Annotated in this window: 14 protein-coding genes; 5 read left to right on the forward strand and 9 right to left on the reverse strand. The window is 72.6% G+C overall.

The window, feature by feature from the left end; genetic code table 11:
* Positions 1-6: 6 nt before the first annotated feature.
* From WQO_RS01480 to WQO_RS01505, 6 genes are all read right to left on the reverse strand, one after another.
* Complete coding sequence (locus tag WQO_RS01480) at positions 7-1,059, reverse strand: iron-siderophore ABC transporter substrate-binding protein (RefSeq protein ID WP_029182728.1); 1,053 nt, start codon at positions 1,057-1,059, stop codon at positions 7-9.
* A 176-nt stretch (positions 1,060-1,235) separates the two neighbouring features.
* Positions 1,236-2,078 carry an ABC transporter ATP-binding protein gene (locus WQO_RS01485; protein WP_010064414.1) on the reverse strand — a complete coding sequence of 281 codons (843 nt, stop codon included), beginning with the start codon at positions 2,076-2,078 and terminating at the stop codon, positions 1,236-1,238.
* 37 nt (positions 2,079-2,115) lie between these two features.
* Positions 2,116-3,204 (reverse strand): FecCD family ABC transporter permease, encoded by a 1,089-nt coding sequence (locus tag WQO_RS01490; RefSeq protein WP_010064415.1) that lies wholly within the window; start codon positions 3,202-3,204, stop codon positions 2,116-2,118.
* A 17-nt stretch (positions 3,205-3,221) separates the two neighbouring features.
* Positions 3,222-4,280, reverse strand: a complete 1,059-nt coding sequence (locus WQO_RS01495; protein ID WP_010064416.1) for a FecCD family ABC transporter permease — start codon at positions 4,278-4,280, stop codon at positions 3,222-3,224.
* Positions 4,281-4,380: 100 nt separating this feature from the next.
* Complete coding sequence (locus tag WQO_RS01500) at positions 4,381-5,748, reverse strand: lysine N(6)-hydroxylase/L-ornithine N(5)-oxygenase family protein (RefSeq protein WP_010064417.1); 1,368 nt, start codon at positions 5,746-5,748, stop codon at positions 4,381-4,383.
* Positions 5,749-6,058: 310 nt separating this feature from the next.
* Positions 6,059-6,670 (reverse strand): hypothetical protein, encoded by a 612-nt coding sequence (locus WQO_RS01505; protein WP_010064418.1) that lies wholly within the window; start codon positions 6,668-6,670, stop codon positions 6,059-6,061.
* A 172-nt stretch (positions 6,671-6,842) separates the two neighbouring features.
* On the opposite strand from WQO_RS01505, the gene WQO_RS01510 reads away from it, so the two are divergent.
* A complete protein-coding gene (locus WQO_RS01510; protein ID WP_010064419.1) occupies positions 6,843-7,961 on the forward strand; it encodes an NAD-dependent epimerase/dehydratase family protein in 1,119 nt (372 codons plus the stop codon).
* On the opposite strand, the gene WQO_RS01515 is transcribed toward WQO_RS01510, so the two are convergent.
* Positions 7,942-9,048, reverse strand: a complete 1,107-nt coding sequence (locus WQO_RS01515; protein ID WP_010064420.1) for a sensor histidine kinase — start codon at positions 9,046-9,048, stop codon at positions 7,942-7,944. The two genes, WQO_RS01510 and WQO_RS01515, sit on opposite strands and share 20 nt — an antisense overlap.
* Positions 9,045-9,857, reverse strand: a complete 813-nt coding sequence (locus tag WQO_RS01520; RefSeq protein ID WP_010064421.1) for a response regulator transcription factor — start codon at positions 9,855-9,857, stop codon at positions 9,045-9,047. The genes WQO_RS01515 and WQO_RS01520 overlap by 4 nt, the downstream gene beginning before the upstream one ends.
* Positions 9,858-9,975: 118 nt before the next feature.
* Here WQO_RS01520 and WQO_RS01525 point away from each other — a divergent pair, with 118 nt between their 5' ends.
* Genes WQO_RS01525 through WQO_RS01535 form a run of 3 tightly spaced genes read left to right on the forward strand, consistent with a single transcriptional unit; the run spans position 9,976 to position 12,271 of the window.
* The gene (locus WQO_RS01525) at positions 9,976-10,743 is read left to right on the forward strand and encodes a glycosyltransferase family 2 protein (RefSeq protein ID WP_010064423.1); all 768 of its coding nucleotides are present in this window, start codon (positions 9,976-9,978) and stop codon (positions 10,741-10,743) included.
* Entirely contained in the window at positions 10,740-11,402 is a 663-nt protein-coding gene (locus WQO_RS01530; RefSeq protein ID WP_010064424.1) for a TIGR04282 family arsenosugar biosynthesis glycosyltransferase, read from the forward strand. The genes WQO_RS01525 and WQO_RS01530 overlap by 4 nt, the downstream gene beginning before the upstream one ends.
* Complete coding sequence (locus WQO_RS01535; RefSeq protein ID WP_029182731.1) at positions 11,399-12,271, forward strand: class I SAM-dependent methyltransferase; 873 nt, start codon at positions 11,399-11,401, stop codon at positions 12,269-12,271. Before WQO_RS01530 ends, WQO_RS01535 begins: the two co-directional genes overlap by 4 nt.
* A gap of 394 nt (positions 12,272-12,665) precedes the next feature.
* Here WQO_RS01535 and WQO_RS01540 read toward each other — a convergent pair whose 3' ends face one another.
* Positions 12,666-13,937 (reverse strand): molybdopterin-dependent oxidoreductase, encoded by a 1,272-nt coding sequence (locus WQO_RS01540; protein WP_010064426.1) that lies wholly within the window; start codon positions 13,935-13,937, stop codon positions 12,666-12,668.
* Positions 13,938-14,137: 200 nt separating this feature from the next.
* On the opposite strand from WQO_RS01540, the gene WQO_RS01545 reads away from it, so the two are divergent.
* Positions 14,138-15,577 carry a hypothetical protein gene (locus WQO_RS01545; RefSeq protein WP_079055503.1) on the forward strand — a complete coding sequence of 480 codons (1,440 nt, stop codon included), beginning with the start codon at positions 14,138-14,140 and terminating at the stop codon, positions 15,575-15,577.
* Positions 15,578-15,590: the final 13 nt, after the last annotated feature.

Genomic DNA, 15,590 nt, shown 5'->3' on the forward strand with positions numbered 1-15,590 from the left:
CCATCACTACTTGGCCGACTCGACGAGTTCGTCGATCGCGTACGGCAGGGAGAGCAGGGTGCCCTGGGACATCGCGGCGCCGACCGCGGGGCCTTCGCTGTCCAGGAGGTAGGAGACCTTGCCGCTCTTGACGGCCGGCAGATTGGCGAACAGCTCGGACTTCTTGAGCGCCTCCGTGTCGGCCTTGTCGTTGACGACGAAGATGCGGTCGACGTCGATCAGGTCGATGCGCTCGGGCGAGAGCTCGGTGGAGAAGCCGCCGTCGGCGATCTTGTCGATCTCGGTCTGGTAGGTGAATCCGGTGCCCGTGACGAGCCGTCCGCGTACGTCGGTGGAGGTGAAGGCCGAGATGGAGTCCTTGTACCAGGACAGGGCGACGGCCTTCTGCCCGCCGAAGTCCGGGTTGGCCTTCTTGGCGGCGTCCAGCTGGGTCTGGATGCCCTTGATCAGTTCGGCGCCCTCCTTCTCCTTGCCGAGCGCCTTGGCGATGTGGGCCGCGTTGTCCTGCCAGGGGGCGCTGAAGAGCTCCTTCTCGCCCTTGGTGCGGCCGACGGTCGGGGCGATCTTGGAGAGCTTCTCGTAGGCCGCCTTGTCGACCTCGGAGTAGACCGCGATGATCAGGTCGGGGCGCAGCGAGGCGATCTTCTCGAAGTTGGGTCCTGCGTCCCCGTTCTTCATGACGACCTCGGGGCGGGCGTCGCCCCACTTGTCCTTCACCCAGGGCCACTGGGTGTTGATGTCGGGGGTCTGGCCGGCCGGGTTCGGGTACTGGTCGACCATGCCGACCGGCTTGATGCCGAACGCCAGGACGGCCTGGTCGTCGGTGTAGCCGACGGTGACGACCCGCTGGGGGGCCTTCTTCACCTCGGTGGACCCGAACGCGTGCTCCACGGTGACCGGGAACACGCCTTCGGCCGCCGCGGGGGCGTCGTCGTTCTTCTTCTCGTCGGCCGAGTCGCTGCCGCATCCGGCGAGGAGGCCGACGCCGAGGGTGGCAGCGGACACCGCCGCGGCCAGTCTCTGCCACGGCTTCAGGGGCGTCGTTCGATGGAGAAGCATCCGTCAAATCCCTTGCTTTCGCGCTGTCCACTGCGCCCCGGTATGAGGGCAGCCAGACTGTACCCCGAGCAAGTGAGGCTAGCCTAGCCTAACCGGTCAACTTTCGACTGGTCAGGACGAGTTGAACCTGTCATTGCGCCAAGATCCCTCAAGCGCTCTTCTGTTCGATTATCGGACTACGCTTCGGTCCGCACATGGGCCCGGCCGATCGGAACGATCAGCGGCCGGTCACCCACCGGGTCGTCGATCACCTTGGCCCGCAGCCCGAACGCCTCGTGGAGCAGCTCCGCGGTGATCACGTCCCGGGGGTGCCCCTGGGCCAGGACGGCTCCCCCGCGCATGACGACGAGGTTGTCGCTGTAGCGCGTGGCCAGGTTGAGATCGTGCAGCACCATGACGACGGTGCAGCCCGACTCGTGCAGATCGTCGACCAGGTCGAGTACGTCGATGGCGTGGGCCAGGTCCAGATACGTGGTCGGCTCGTCCAGCAGCAGCAGATCGGTGCCCTGGGCGAGGGTCATCGATATCCATACGCGCTGGCGCTGGCCGCCGGACAGGGAGTCCACGGTCCGGTCGGCGAGGTCCGCCACCCCGGTCATGGCCAGGGCGCGCCGCACCACGTCGGCGTCGTCCGACGACCACTGCCGCAGCCAGCTCTGGTGCGGGTGGCGTCCCCGGGCGACCAGGTCGGCGACGGTGAGCCCTTCCGGGGCGACCGGTGCCTGCGGCAGCAGGCCGAGCTTCTTCGCCACGTCCTTGGTCCGGAGCGTGCCGATGTCCTCGCCGTCCAGGACGACGGTTCCGCCGGCCGGTTTGAGCAGCCGGGTCAGGGTGCGCAACAGGGTGGACTTGCCGCAGCCGTTGGGGCCGATGATCGTGGTGATCACCCCGGACGGAATGGCCACGTCGAGCTGGTCGATGACCGTCCGGTCGCCGTACCCGACGGTGACGCCCCTGGCGGCCAGCCGTGGGGCGTCCTTGACGCCGACGTCGGTCCGGGCGGTGAACTGAGCGGCCACGAGCCCCCCTTGTTGAGGTCAGCCTTACTTCTACCATCTAGCGGAGGTTCGCCCGTACCAACAGGTAGACGAGGAACGGGCCGCCGATCACGGCGGTGACCACGCCCACCGGGAGACCGATCGGCAGCGCCGCGCGGGCGATCAGATCGGAGCCGATCAGCAGCAGCGCGCCCACCATGCCGGAGGCGATCAACGGCGGTGTGGGCCACCGCGCCAGACGCATCGCCACCTGCGGGGCCACCAGCGCGACGAACGGGACCGGTCCCGCCGCGCTCACCCCGACGGCGGCCAGCAGGACCGCGCAGAGCAGCAGAACGGCCCGCACCCGGCCGAACCGCACGCCCAGCCCGGCGGCGACGTCGTCGCCGAGGTGCATCGGTTTGAACGGGAAGGCCACGGTGGCCACGACGGCCAGCAGGACGAGCGTGGCCCAGAACGCCACCTTGACCTCGTCCCAGGACCGGTTGTCCAGGGAGCCGACCAGCCACACCTGGGCACGCGCCACGTCCCGGATGTCGGCCGAGACCAGCAGCCAGGTCGTGATCGCCTGCATGACGGCGGTCACCGAGATGCCGATGAGGATGAGCCGGAAGCCGTCGACGCCGCGCCGCCAGGCGAGGAAGTAGACCAGCAGCCCCGTGCCGAGACCGCCGAGCAGGGCGGCGGCGGGCAGCCCGACCGAGCCGGTGATCGCCGCGGTGGTCCCGCCCGTCGCCGTCACCAGGAACACCGCGACGGCGCCGGCCCCGGCGGTGATCCCGAGGATGTCCGGGCTGGCGAGCGGGTTCCGGGCCATGGACTGGGTGATCCCCCCGGAGACGCCCAGAGCCACGCCCACGACGAGACCGGCCAGGGCCCGGGGCATGCGGAGGTCCATGACGACGAACTCGTCGACCTGTTCGCCGCGGCCGAGGATGGTGGCGATCACCCGGGACAGGCCGATGGGGAAGTCGCCGACGCTGATGGAGAGGCAGAAGATCAGGAAGGCCGCCGCCGCGAGCACCAGGGTGACCAGCACGAGCCAGGGCCGCCAGACGAACGACACCCGGCCGAGCCGCACACCGGGCGGCATCGACGCCTTCACTTCGGCCCCACCGGCCGCACCGGCCACTTCGGTCCCGTTCATGCGCTCCTGCACTTTTCTCATGCGCTCTTGAACTTCCCTCGCCACACCAGGACCGCGAAGAAGGGGGCCCCGAGGAGGGCGACCACGACACCCGCTTCCAGCTCGCCGGGCCGTACGACCACCCGGCCCACGATGTCGCAGACCAGCAGGACACCGGCCCCGAGGAGACCGGCGTACGGCACCAGCCAGCGGTAGTCGGGCCCGGTCAGATAGCGGGCCACATGGGCCACCATGAGCCCGAGGAAGGCGATGGGGCCGCAGGCGGCGGTGGCGGCCCCGGCCAGCAGGGTGACGGCGACGATGCCGAGGGTCCGGCTCGCCGCGATGTTCACTCCCAGCGCCCGCGCCACGTCGTCACCCAGGTTGAGCAGATTGAGGGCGGGCAGGGTGATCAGCGCCAGGCCCAGCCCGACGGCGATGAACCCGGTCACCGGCCAGATGACGTCGAAGCGGACCCCGGCGACGGAGCCCGCGTTCCAGAACCGCAGCGCGTTCAGCGACTCCTTGTCGGAGAGCGCCACCGCCGCGGTCATCGCCGCGAGGAACACGGTGACGCCCTGCCCGGCCAGGGCGAGGGTCAGCGGGTTGCCCGCGCCCCTGCCGATACTGGCCAGACCGAAGACGACGACACCGGCGAGACCCGCGCCGACGAAGGCGAACCAGACGTACTGGAACGGGTCGGTGAACCCGAACACGGCGATGACCGACACGACGGCGAAGGAGGCCCCGGCGTTCACCCCCAGCAGTCCGGTGTCGGCGATGGGGTTACGGGTGTACCCCTGGATCAGCGCCCCGCCGACCCCCAGGGCCAGGCCCGCCACGATCGCGAGAACCGTCCGGGGCACGCGCACGGTCTGGACGATGAGCCGGATCTCGGTGAGCTTCTGGTCGGGCTCGGGCTCCGCGAACAACCCGTGCCAGACCTCGGCGGGGCTCAGCGCGCGCGCCCCGACGGCCAGGGACACCGTCGCCGCGACCAGCAGGGTCACCGTGAGGACGACCAGCCCCACGACCCGGCGCCGACGGGTGTCCGTCGCCCCTTCCGGGGCGGGGCGCTCCACTGCGGTGGTCAACATGACGACGAACGATATCCCTTTGATCGGACCGGTCGGGCCCGGCCCGCCCGATGGGCCATCGGGCGGGCCGGGCGCTGAACTCGCTTTGTTTCGGAGGTTGCTACGGCCGTGCCTGGCCGCCTGCGCCCTCGACGGCCTGGACCGTCGGCCGGGACTCGTCGGAGGTGGATTTGACCCGCCGGTCGAGCAGCGAGTCCAGGATCTCGCCGACCCGTATCGCGGTGTTGGAGAGCAGCGACGTGGTGATGCCGTGCGTGTGCTCCGTACCGCCCTGGAGGTAGATGCCGCAGCGCAGGGCGGGGTCGGTCGAGATCCGGTAGTCGCGCTGCACGCGGACGCGGCCCTCGTCGTCGCGCAGGCAGTGCTCGCCGACCTGGCCGAGGAGGCCGAGCGGATCGGCGGGGCTGTAGCCCGTGGCGAACACCACGACATCGGCGTCGAGTTCCGACTCCTCGTCGGTCACCAGGGACCTCACGGTGGCGCGGACGCTGTCGGGCTTCTCCACCACCCCGGTGACCCGGGAGACGTTGAGGAAGCGCAGCCGTTCGGTGCCGAGGACCTTCTCCCGGTACATCTGCCGGTAGAGATCGTCGATGAGGTCGATGTCCACCACGGAGTAGTTGGTGTTGCCGTGGTAGGCCATCAGCCGCCTCTTGACCTCCTCGGGGGCGGCGAAGAAGTCGTCGACCGCGTCGGGGTCGAAGATCCGGTTGGCGAAGCTGCTGTCGTCGGCGGGGCTGTAGCCGTAACGGGAGAAGACCGCGCAGACCTCGGCGTCGGGGAACCTGCGGTGCAGGTAGGCGACGTTCTCGGCGGCGCTCTGTCCGGCACCGACGACGACGAACCGGGAGGGCGAGTCGCCTTCCAGCCCGTCGACCTTGCGCAGCAGATCGGAGTTGTGCCAGACCCGGTCGCCGCGTTCCACGCCGTCCGGCATGAGGGGACGCAGGCCGGTTCCGATGACGAGGTTGCGGGCCCGGTGGACCGAGAGCCCTTCCGCGGACCGGACGGTCACGTCCAGGTACTCCACGGTCCCGTCGTGCACGAACGGAGTGACCGCGACGACTTCGTGTCCGTAGGAGACCAGGTCGTCGACCTTGGCCGCGGCCCATTCGAAGTAGTCGTGGAACTCCACCCGCAGCGGGAAGAGGTTCTTGTGGTTGATGAAGTCGATCAGCCGGCCCTGGCTCTGCAGATAGCAGAGGAAGCTGAATTCGCTGGCCGGGTTCCGGAGCGTCACCAGATCCTTGAGGAAGGAGACCTGCATGGTGGCGTCGTCGATGAGCATGCCGCGGTGCCAGCCGAAGCTCGACTGCTGCTCGAAGAAGTGAGCGGTGACCGAATCCTGCCTGCCGACTTTGCTGTTGTGCTCGCTCAGCGCGATAGCCATGGCCACATTGGACGGGCCGAAGCCGATGCCGATGAGGTCGTGGACCAGTGGTGTGTCGCCAGGAAGACCCTGAGACATGTCACTCCCATCATCCGGGAAAGCCGCCTGTCAGGCGTGAGGGGAAGGGCTCGGTAAGTGGGCACGCCGACGGGGGTCACGCACCCAAACTTAGGTGAGCCTAAGCTCATCAACTCGCCTTGTCGATAGGGCACATGGGACGCCATCACGGTGATGATCTGTCAATCATGGCCGGAAATAAGCGCTGTTACCGCGCCATGCGCGACGCCTCGCGGCCCCGCCCCGCAGCCCCCACGCACACCCAGGACCGGCCACTGCCGGAGTACGGCCGAAATGCACGCCATGGATCCGGAAGCCGGCGGTCCGGTGCTCAGGCGTCGGGATCGGCGCGCGGGGGCTCCGACGCGTCGAGGCGGACCAGCCGGTACCCCTTAAGTCCCGTCTTCCGCTTCCGGCCCGGCGACGCGCCCCTGCGGCGCAGGTTCTGCGCCGCGCTGAACAGCGCACCGAGCTGGGGGTTGCCTCGCCTCAGACGGTAGAACGTGTCCCGCTTCACCCCCACGAGGGCGCCCGCCTCGATGAACGGCACGCCGCTCAGGATGGCGTCCAGGGCCACCCTGAGCACAGCCGGGTTGGTGGCGACGTCCGGCACCACGTCGTGCACATGCGCCAGGGACCTGGCTGTCGACAGGGCGGCGTCGAAGACCGGGTCCTCGGCACGCCAGGAGGCGAGCAGCCGCTCGGAGACGCCCGCGGCGGAAGCGCAGCCCGCGGTGCCGAGCCCCATGGCCGCCGCCCGGACCGCCTCGGCCCGCCGCTGCGCCTTCTCCTCCTTCAGGGACATGGCCGGCCGCAGCGCGTCCGCCAGAGCACGCTCCGCAGCCTTCGCTCCGTCGAGCCCGGCGACCACGGCTTCGGCCCAGGCCTCCGACGCCCCGGCCTCCGCGTCACTCCCCGCTCCACCGGCCGACCGGTCGTCCATCGATCCGCTCCTTCACCCGCACGCCGTGTTGTTCAAGATGCAACTATATGACCCGCTCCCCTCGGCCCGGCCTTGCCGACCGGCCGCTCCTGTACCCGCACGTCCTTACGGTCCCGTGACGCCTGCGCGCCGGACCCCGCCCGACGCCGCGCCCGGCCCTAGCGTGGCGGTCATGCGCGTACTGATCACCGGCGGAGCCGGGTTCATCGGGTCACATGTCGTCGCCGCCCTCGCCGCGGCCGGGCACGAGAGCGTGGTGCTGGACGCCCTGCTGCCCTCGGCCCACCCCGGCGGCACACCGCCACAGCTGCCGGGCGTCCGGACGGTCGTCGGCGACGTCCGGGACCGGGAGGCGGTGGCGGAAGCGCTGGCCGGGGTGGACGCGGTGTGCCACCAGGCGGCCATGGTCGGTCTCGGCAAGGACTTCGCGGACGCCCCGCTGTACGTGGGGTGCAACGACCTCGGTACGGCGGTGCTGCTGGCGGAGATGGCCGCGGCCGGGGTCCGGGACCTGGTGCTGGCCGGGTCGATGGTGGTCTACGGCGAGGGGCGCTACGACTGCTCCCGGCACGGCACGGTCCGCCCCGGGCCGCGCGCGGAGGCCGATCTGCGAGCGGGTGACTACGAGCCCCGCTGCCCGCACTGCGGCACGGCACTGACACCCGGCCTGGTGGCCGAGGACGCACCCGTGGACCCGCGCAACGTGTACGCGTCGACCAAGCTCGCCCAGGAGCACCTGGCCGCCTCTTGGGCGCGGGCCACGGGCGGCCGGGCGGTGTCCCTGCGCTACCACAACGTCTACGGGCCGGGGATGCCGCGCGACACCCCGTACGCCGGTGTCGCCTCGTTCTTCCGCTCGGCCCTGGCACGGGGCGAGGCACCCCGGGTCTACGAGGACGGGGGCCAGCGACGCGACTTCGTCCATGTCCACGATGTGGCGGCGGCGAACGCGGTGACCCTGGAGGCGGTGTGGGAGCGGCGGCCCGCGTCCTTCGCCGCGTACAACACCGGCAGCGGCGAACCGCACACCATCGGCGAGATGGCGGCCGCCCTGGCCGGCGCACACGGCGGGCCGGACCCGGTGGTGACCGGGGAGTACCGCCTGGGCGACGTCCGCCATGTCACGGCGGACTCGCGGGCGCTGCGCGAGGAGCTGGGCTGGCGGCCCCGGGTGTCCTTCGCCGAGGGGATGAAGGACTTCGCGTCCGCCCCGCTGCGCGATGCCCGGGGCGGCGGACCGGAGAGCCGGGGCCGCCGCGAGGAGAGCGCCGTCACGCTGTCGGGAGCGTGACCGAGAAGCAGCAGCCGCCCCGGACGTTGCGGACCTCGGCCCGGCCGGCGTGCGCCTCGACGATGCCGCGCACGATGGCGAGGCCGAGGCCCGCCCCGGCCGGCGGGGTACGGGCGTGGCTGCCGCGCCAGCCCGTGTCGAAGACCCGGGGCAGATCCTCCTCCGGGATTCCGCCGCAGCCGTCGGTCACCGACACCACGACACCGCCGTCCGAGCGGTGCGCGGCGACGGCCACGGTGCCGTCGGGCGGGGTGCGGCGGATCGCGTTGATCAGAAGGTTGCCCAGGACCCGGCTCATCTCCTTGCCGTCGACCTCCACCGGCACCTCGTCGATCCGGTGCCCGACCAGCCGCACCCCGTTCTCCCGGGCGAGCGGGTCGGCGCCGGCCAGCGCGTCGCCGACCAGGTCGTGGAGGGAGATCCGGGCCGGCGCGAGGGTGAGCGAACCGGCCTGGATGCGGGAGAGCTCGAAGAGGTCGCCGACCATGGAGTTCATCCGCTCGACCTCGACCCTTATCTGCCGCAGATAGCGCCCGGAGTCGGCCGCCATGCCGTCCTCCAGCGCCTCGGCCATCGCGCGGAGTCCGGCGAGCGGGGTGCGCAGATCGTGCGAGATCCACGCGACGAGTTCGCGCCGCGAGGTCTCCAGCGCCCGTTCCCGCTCCCGCGAGCTGTCCAGTTTCGCGCTGGTGGCGGCCAGTTCACGGGCGAGCGCGGCCAGTTCGGCGGTGGGCTGTCCGGCGGGCGCGGCGAAGGTACCGCCATCGCCGAACGACCGCGTGGCCAGTGTCAGTTCACGGCTCCGGTCGGCCACCCAGCGGCCCAGCAGGACGGCGGTGGCCAGGGAGATGAGGGCGGCCATCGCGACGACGGTCGTGACGACGTAGAGGTCGTGCGGCGACAGGAACATCGCCCAGGCGACCGTCAGCGTCCCCGCGAGCATCGCCGCCACGGCCACCCCGGCGACGACGCTCAGCGAGACGATCAGCGAACGGTGGCGCAGGCGCCGCAGGACGCCTGCGCCGATGAGCCCGGCAGCGGCTGCTCCCAGGAAGGCGAAGAGCGCGATGAGCAGGACGTCGGTCACCGCGACCGGCCCCCGGTCGACGGCACGGCGGGGGCGGCGGGGTCTGCTGGCCGGCGCGCCTCCGCCCCCGGCCTCTCCGGAGCCAGGTCCAGGCGGTATCCGACGCCCCACACGGTGCGGATCAGCCGGGGGCGGGCCGGATCGTCCTCGACCTTGCCGCGCAGCCTGCGGATGTGGACGGTGACCGTCGAGAGGTCACCGAAGTCCCATCCCCAGACCTCGCGCATCAGCTCCTCCCGCCCGAATGCCTTTCCGGGGTGCCGGAGAAGGAAAGCGAGCAGGTCGAACTCCCGCAGTGTCAGGGCGAGTCCCCGCCCGTCACGGGAGGCCTGCCGGGACGCGGGGTCGAGGCTCAGCCCGCCCATGGAGAGCGGGCCGGTGCCGTCCGCCGGTGCGGCGGCCCTGGCGCGGCGCAGCACGGAGTCGACCCGCAGGACCAGTTCGCGCGGGCTGAACGGCTTGGTGACGTAGTCGTCGGCACCGGTCTCCAGCCCGAGGATGCGGTCCTCCTCGTCACCGCGGGCGGTGAGCATGATGACGGGGACCGGCCCGTGCTCCCGCATCCGGCGGCAGACCTCGAACCCGTCCATGGCGGGGAGCATCAGGTCCAGGACGACGAGATCGGGCCGGCGTGCCGCGAACCGCCCCAGGGCGGCGGGCCCGTCGTCGGCCTGCTCGACCGCGTATCCGGCTCGGCGCAGATAGCCGACGACGACTTCGGCGACGGTCGGGTCGTCGTCCACGACGAGGATCCGGCCGCGCGTTCCCGGGGATCCGGGCGGCGGGCAGTCGGGCGGGGTGTTCTCCATGGTCTCCACTCTGGCACCCCGCCCCCGCGCGCCGGGGCCCGAGCACCCCCCATCCGGCCGACGTCCCTGTTTCGTAAGAACCTGTTGCCCCGAATGCCCGTTTTGCCTCCGTAGGGTGATGCGGGTGACTGATTCTTCTGCCGCCCTTCCGTGTCCGCCCGATCCGCACACCGGCCTGCCGACGGCCGATGTCGTTCTGCCCTGCCTCGACGAGGCCGCCGCCCTGCCCTGGGTACTCGATCGCATCCCCGACGGGTGGCGCGCGATCGTGGTCGACAACGGCTCGACCGACGGTTCGGCCGAGCTCGCCCGGTCCCTCGGCGCGACCGTCGTCACGGAGGAACGGCGGGGGTTCGGCGCGGCCTGCCACGCCGGGCTGCTCGCCGCCGAGGCCGAGTTCGTCTGCTTCTGCGACTGCGACGGCTCGTTGGACCCCGCGCTGCTGACCGGCTTCGTGCGGCGGCTCGCGGACGGCGAGTGCGATCTGCTGCTCGGCCGCCGCCGCCCCGAGGGCCGGGGCGCCTGGCCGCCGCACGCGCGCGCCGGCAATCTGGCGCTGGCCCGGATGCTGCGCCGCCGTACCGGCCTGCGCCTGCACGACCTCGGCCCGCTGCGAGCGGCCCGCCGCGCCGATCTCCTGGCGCTGGACCTCACCGACCGGCGCAGCGGCTATCCGCTCCAGATGGTGGTCCGGGCCTCGGACGCCGGGCTGCGGGTCGCCGAGAGCAACGTCCCCTACCGGCCGCGCACCGGGAAGTCGAAGGTGACCGGCACCTGGCGCGGGACCTGGCACGCGGTGCGGGACATGCGGGGCGTCCTGCGCGAGCCACCGGCGGACACCGCCACCGGTGGGGTTGTGCGCGCGGGGACGGGGGCCCTGCGATGAGCCTGTACGAGCCGATGCCCACGGGGCCGACGGAACTGCTGGTCATCGCGAAGGAGCCGGTGGCCGGGCGGGTCAAGACCCGGCTCTGCCCGCCCTTCTCCCCCGTCGAGGCCGCCGAGCTGGCGACCGCGGCCCTCACGGACACCCTGGAGACCCTGCTCACCCTTCCCGCCCGGCGGCGGGTCCTCGTCCTCGACGGGCGGCCGGGCCCCTGGGCACCCCCCGGGTTCGAGGTGGTGCCGCAGAGCGCGGGCGGTCTGGACGAGCGCCTCGCAGCCGCCTTCGGCGGGTGTACCGGGCCGGCCCTCCTGGTCGGCATGGACACCCCGCAGCTGACGGCCGGTCTGCTCGCCCCCGCACTCGCGCCGGACGCCTGGGACGGCTGCGGGGCCTGGTTCGGTCCGGCCGAGGACGGCGGGTTCTGGGCCCTGGGCCTGGCGGAACCGGATCCGGCCCTGCTGCGCGGGGTGCCGATGTCGCTCCCGGAGACCGGTGCGGTGCAGCGGAGCAGGCTGGTGGAGGCGGGGCTCGCCGTGCGCGATCTGCCGGTGCTGGTCGACGTGGACACCGCGGCCGACGCCCACCGGGTCGCGGCGGCCGCGCCGGGCGGCCGGTTCGCCGCGGTGCTCGACCGGCTGACCGGGGCGGGGGTGCGATGAGTACGACCGTGCCCTCGTCCGGGCTCGCGGCGCCGGCCCCCGCAGAATCCGTCGAATCCGCCGAATCGGCCGACATCACCGAAGCCGGGACGGGTCCGGCCGCACCGCGCACCGCTTCCTGGGGTGCCGACCCGTACGCCAACGCCCTGCGTACCGGCCGGGGTCCGCTGTTCCTGCGCCGCAGCGACGGCTGGCTGCTGCCCCTGGACGTGGAGCGCTGGTGCTCCGACGCCGGCTCCGCCGATCTGTCCGCGCTGCACCGGTGCGAGGGGCCGGTGCTGGACATCGGCTGCGGGCCGGGGCGGCTGGTCGCCGAGCTGACCTCGCTCGGGCACCGGGCGCTGGGCATCGACGTCAGCGAGGCGGCGGTGGCCCGTACGCGCGGTCTCGGGGGTGCGGCCCTGCTCCGCAGCGTCTTCGACCCGCTGCCCGGGGAGGGCCGTTGGGGTACCTTGCTGCTCCTCGACGGCAACATCGGGATCGGCGGCGACCCGGCCGCGCTGCTGGCACGGGCGGCCGATCTGCTCGGCGTCGGCGGGCTGCTGATCGCCGAGACCGCCCCCGTCGACGTGGACGAACGGGTCCGGGTCCGGCTCGACGACGGCCGGGGCGGACCGCCCGGGGAGTCCTCCCCCGCCACCGTGTGCGGGGCCGCCGCCGAGCCGTTTCCCTGGGCGCGGATCGGGACGCCCGCCCTGCTGCGGCACGCCCGAGCGTGCGGCTGGCGTACCGCCGATCAGTGGGGCTCGGAGGGGCGGACGTTCGTGTCGCTGCGCCGCCCGGTACGGGAGCGGAGCGCCCGGACCAGCAGCCAGAGCGCGGAGAGCGCGAACAGCATGCCGGTGATCAGCAGCCAGTTGCCGAAGTAGACGTCCGGGGTGGTACCGGCGGCGGCCTCGTACCGCCGTTCGGTCCGCCGGGCGATCAGCGGGAACCAGATCAGCAGGAGCAGTCCGGAGAGGAACGCCGGTACCCGGACGAAGTTCACCAGGGCCGTCCGGGGGCCGAGCGCGGCGCGCAGCGCCCGGTCGGCCCCGGCGTACACCGGCAGCAGCACCAGATCGTGCAGGACGGCCGCCCCGGCGAACCAGAGCAGAACGCCGACGGTGTCCCCGTCCAGCAGCCGTACGCCCGCGTAGCCGGCCAGACAGAACGAGGCGGCGAGCAGGATGAGGTGGAGCGGGCCCTCGCCGTACAGGCGGCGCGGCGAGAAGCGCGGGCGACGGGGGGCGGCGGAGCCCGGCGGCACGGCTCGGGTGGACATCACAGCTCTCCGAACGTCAGGGTCTCGACCCACTTGGTGTTCAGCACTCCGGGCGCGGCGGGGACGATGATCCGGGCCGGGTAGCCGTGGTCGGGCGACAGCGGGGCGCCGTTCACCTCCAGCGCGAGCAGTGAGCGGCCGTCACGGACCTGGTTGTCGCGCAGCGCGGCCTTGCGGAAGGAGCCGCCCCGCTGGAGCGACTCGACGAACACGCCCGGCGGCCGGTCCGGAAATCCGGCGAGCGCCGCCAGATCGGAGAGCCGCACCCCGCGCCACTGCTGGTCCGAGGTGGACCAGCCCTCCACGCAGGCGATCGGGAGCGCCGCGCTGTGCTGTTCCATGGCCAGCAGTTCGGCCCGGGAGAAGCGGAGTTCCCCGGCGGGCCCCCGTACGGTCAGCCGCCAGCGCTCCCCCGTGTCGGCGGGGGTGATCCGTACGGCGGCGGCGGTCTTGTTGACCTGGAAGGCGTTCGGTCCCGGCCCCGGGTCGGTGCCGCCGCGCGGGGTGAGGAGCGCGATGCGGCGCAGCGGCCCGTCGAAGCTCCGGCCGGCCGAGGTGATCAGCAGCAGGAGCGAGCCGGCGCCCACCATGGCCAGCGCGCCGCGCCGGGACAGGGTGGCGGGGAGCGGCTCGGGGGCGGCGAGGGTGTCCGGCTCGCCGCGCGGGATGCCGTTGCGCAACACCCGTACGGCCTGCGGCGCCTTGAGGGCCGTATGGGTGACGAACCCGGCCAGGAAGACCCAGGCGCCGTAGAAGTGCAGGGTGTAGAAGGACCCGGGGAAGAGGTAGTCCAGCTGGATGTTGAGCAGTCCGGTGATGAACTGGAACAACGCCCCGCCGATGAGCAGCAGCAGCGAGAGCCGCTCCAGGGCGTGCCCCACGGAGCGGGCGGGCGGCAGCGCGAAGAGCCGGGGGATCACCGACCAGAGCTTCGCGAGCAGGACGGGCACGAGCACGATGCCGACGGTGACGTGCAGCCCCTGGGTGAGCCGGTAGAGCCAGTGCGGGCCGGTCGGCCAGGAGAACAGGTAGAAGCCCAGCAGGCCCTTGTCCGGGGTCTTGTCGTTGACGGGGTTCAGGTCCGGGTTGTAGGCGGCGTACGAGAGCAGGCCGGTGACGAACAGCAGCGTGAGTCCGGCAAGCAGCACGATGCCGAGGACGGCGGTGAAGCGCGCCCCTCGGACGGGGCTGCGCCAGAACCCCGGATCCGAGGGCGTACGGAGGGAGCGGAGGGCGCCGGGGAGGGTGCGGGTGGGGCGGCGTTCGGGCATGGTCCGACGCTAAGCGCGGAGCACCGTCCACGGGCGGGTACGACTCCTGACGGAATTCTGACGTCGCGGCCGGAGACGCGACGGACGCCACCACGAACGGACGTCACCACGAGAAGCAGCGGCAGGAGCGGATCTGACGGTTCGGTGACGCGGCCCCGCCGGACCGCCCGATCGCCGCCCGATGTGCATAACGTGCCAGCGTGAAGACCGAGGACGTCACCCCCACGGACACCGCCGACGGCACGGGACACGGCCCGCCCGCACCGCCGGACCGCATCGACGAACGCGCGCGGCGCGCGGGGCGGGCCGACCTGGCCGCCGCCGCGGCGGGCGTGCTGCTGGTCGCCGCCGCCGTGCTCATCGGCCGGGTCATCCAGGACCGGGACCAGACCCTGTTCGCGCAGTGGCCACCCTTCCTTGCCTCCTGGGATCCCCACCTGGGCCCCGGCACCCCCGCCGCGCTCACCATGGCCGTCCTGGTCGTCGCGTACGGCCCGTCGCTCGCCGCCCGGCTGCCCTGGCGCGGCCTCCTCGCGGCGGCCTGGGCCGGGTCCACGGCCTGGGTGTTCTCGATGGCGCTGATCGACGGCTGGTACCGGGGTGTCGAGCGGCGCCTCACCACCAAGCACGAATACCTGCAGGTCATCGACCGCTTCGCGGACATCCCCGCCACGCTCCGCGGCTTCACCGACCACATCCTGTTCGACGCGCCCGCCAACTGGCCCGCCCATGTCGCCGGGCATCCGCCGGGCGCGACGCTGACCTTCGTCTGGCTGGACCGCATCGGGCTCGGCGGCGGCGCCTGGGCGGCCGTCTGGTGTGTCGTGGTGGGCAGTTCGGCGGTGCTGGCCGCCCTGATCACCGTGCGGGTGCTGGCCGACGAGCGCCTGGCCCGGCGTGCCGCGCCCTTCCTCGTCCTCGCCCCGGCCGCCGTCTGGGCGGGCGTCTCCGCCGACGGGTACTTCGCGGCGGTCGCCGCCTGGTCGGTGGCGCTGCTCGCCCTGGCAGCCACCCGCCGGGTCCGCTTCCCGGCCCTGGCGGCGGCCGGCGGGGGTCTGCTGTTCGGGTGGACCTGCTACCTGAGTTACGGGCTGGGGCTGATGGCGGCCGTCCTGCTCGCGGTCCTGCTGCTCGCCCGGACCGCCCGCCCGGTGCCGGTGTTCCTGCTCGGCGCGCTCGTGGTCCCGGTGGCCTTCACCCTCGCCGGGTTCAACTGGTGGACCGCCTACCACCTGTTGGTCGAGCGCTACTACCAGGGAGCGGGGGGCGTCCGCCCGTACGCCTACTGGGTCTGGGCCAACCTGGCCTGCGCGACCGTCGCGGCCGGGCTCGCCGCCGTCGCCGGGCTGCGCCGGAGCGTGGTGGCCGCGCCCGGTGCCGTACGGGCCCTGCGGGGCGGATCCGGGGCGGCCTCCCCGGAAGGACGGCTGGCGTTGCTCGTCCTGGCGGCCCTGGTGGCGCTGCTCGCCGCCGACCTCTCCGGGATGAGCAAGGCGGAGACGGAGCGCATCTGGCAGCCGTTCCTGCTGTGGCTGCTGCCCGCGGCGGCGCTGCTGCCCCGCCGGGGCGTACGGTGGTGGCTGGTCGCTTCGGCGGTTCCGGCCCTGCTCGTCAACCACCTGCTGTGGACCGGGTGGTGAGGCCCGGCCCGTG

Origin of the sequence: Streptomyces globisporus C-1027 (genome assembly GCF_000261345.2) — a bacterium.
In the GTDB taxonomy this organism is placed as follows: Bacteria; Actinomycetota; Actinomycetes; order Streptomycetales; family Streptomycetaceae; genus Streptomyces; species Streptomyces pakalii.

Coding starts and splice junctions, on each gene's coding strand:
- WQO_RS01480 (WP_029182728.1), bottom strand. CDS start 1,059: ATGCTTCTCCATCGAACGACGCCCCTGAAGCCGTGGCAGAGACTGGCC.
- WQO_RS01490 (WP_010064415.1), bottom strand. CDS start 3,204: ATGAACGGGACCGAAGTGGCCGGTGCGGCCGGTGGGGCCGAAGTGAAG.
- WQO_RS01495 (WP_010064416.1), bottom strand. CDS start 4,280: ATGTTGACCACCGCAGTGGAGCGCCCCGCCCCGGAAGGGGCGACGGAC.
- WQO_RS01500 (WP_010064417.1), bottom strand. CDS start 5,748: ATGTCTCAGGGTCTTCCTGGCGACACACCACTGGTCCACGACCTCATC.
- WQO_RS01505 (WP_010064418.1), bottom strand. CDS start 6,670: ATGGACGACCGGTCGGCCGGTGGAGCGGGGAGTGACGCGGAGGCCGGG.
- WQO_RS01510 (WP_010064419.1), top strand. CDS start 6,843: ATGCGCGTACTGATCACCGGCGGAGCCGGGTTCATCGGGTCACATGTC.
- WQO_RS01520 (WP_010064421.1), bottom strand. CDS start 9,857: ATGGAGAACACCCCGCCCGACTGCCCGCCGCCCGGATCCCCGGGAACG.
- WQO_RS01525 (WP_010064423.1), top strand. CDS start 9,976: ATGCGGGTGACTGATTCTTCTGCCGCCCTTCCGTGTCCGCCCGATCCG.
- WQO_RS01530 (WP_010064424.1), top strand. CDS start 10,740: ATGAGCCTGTACGAGCCGATGCCCACGGGGCCGACGGAACTGCTGGTC.
- WQO_RS01535 (WP_029182731.1), top strand. CDS start 11,399: ATGAGTACGACCGTGCCCTCGTCCGGGCTCGCGGCGCCGGCCCCCGCA.
- WQO_RS01540 (WP_010064426.1), bottom strand. CDS start 13,937: ATGCCCGAACGCCGCCCCACCCGCACCCTCCCCGGCGCCCTCCGCTCC.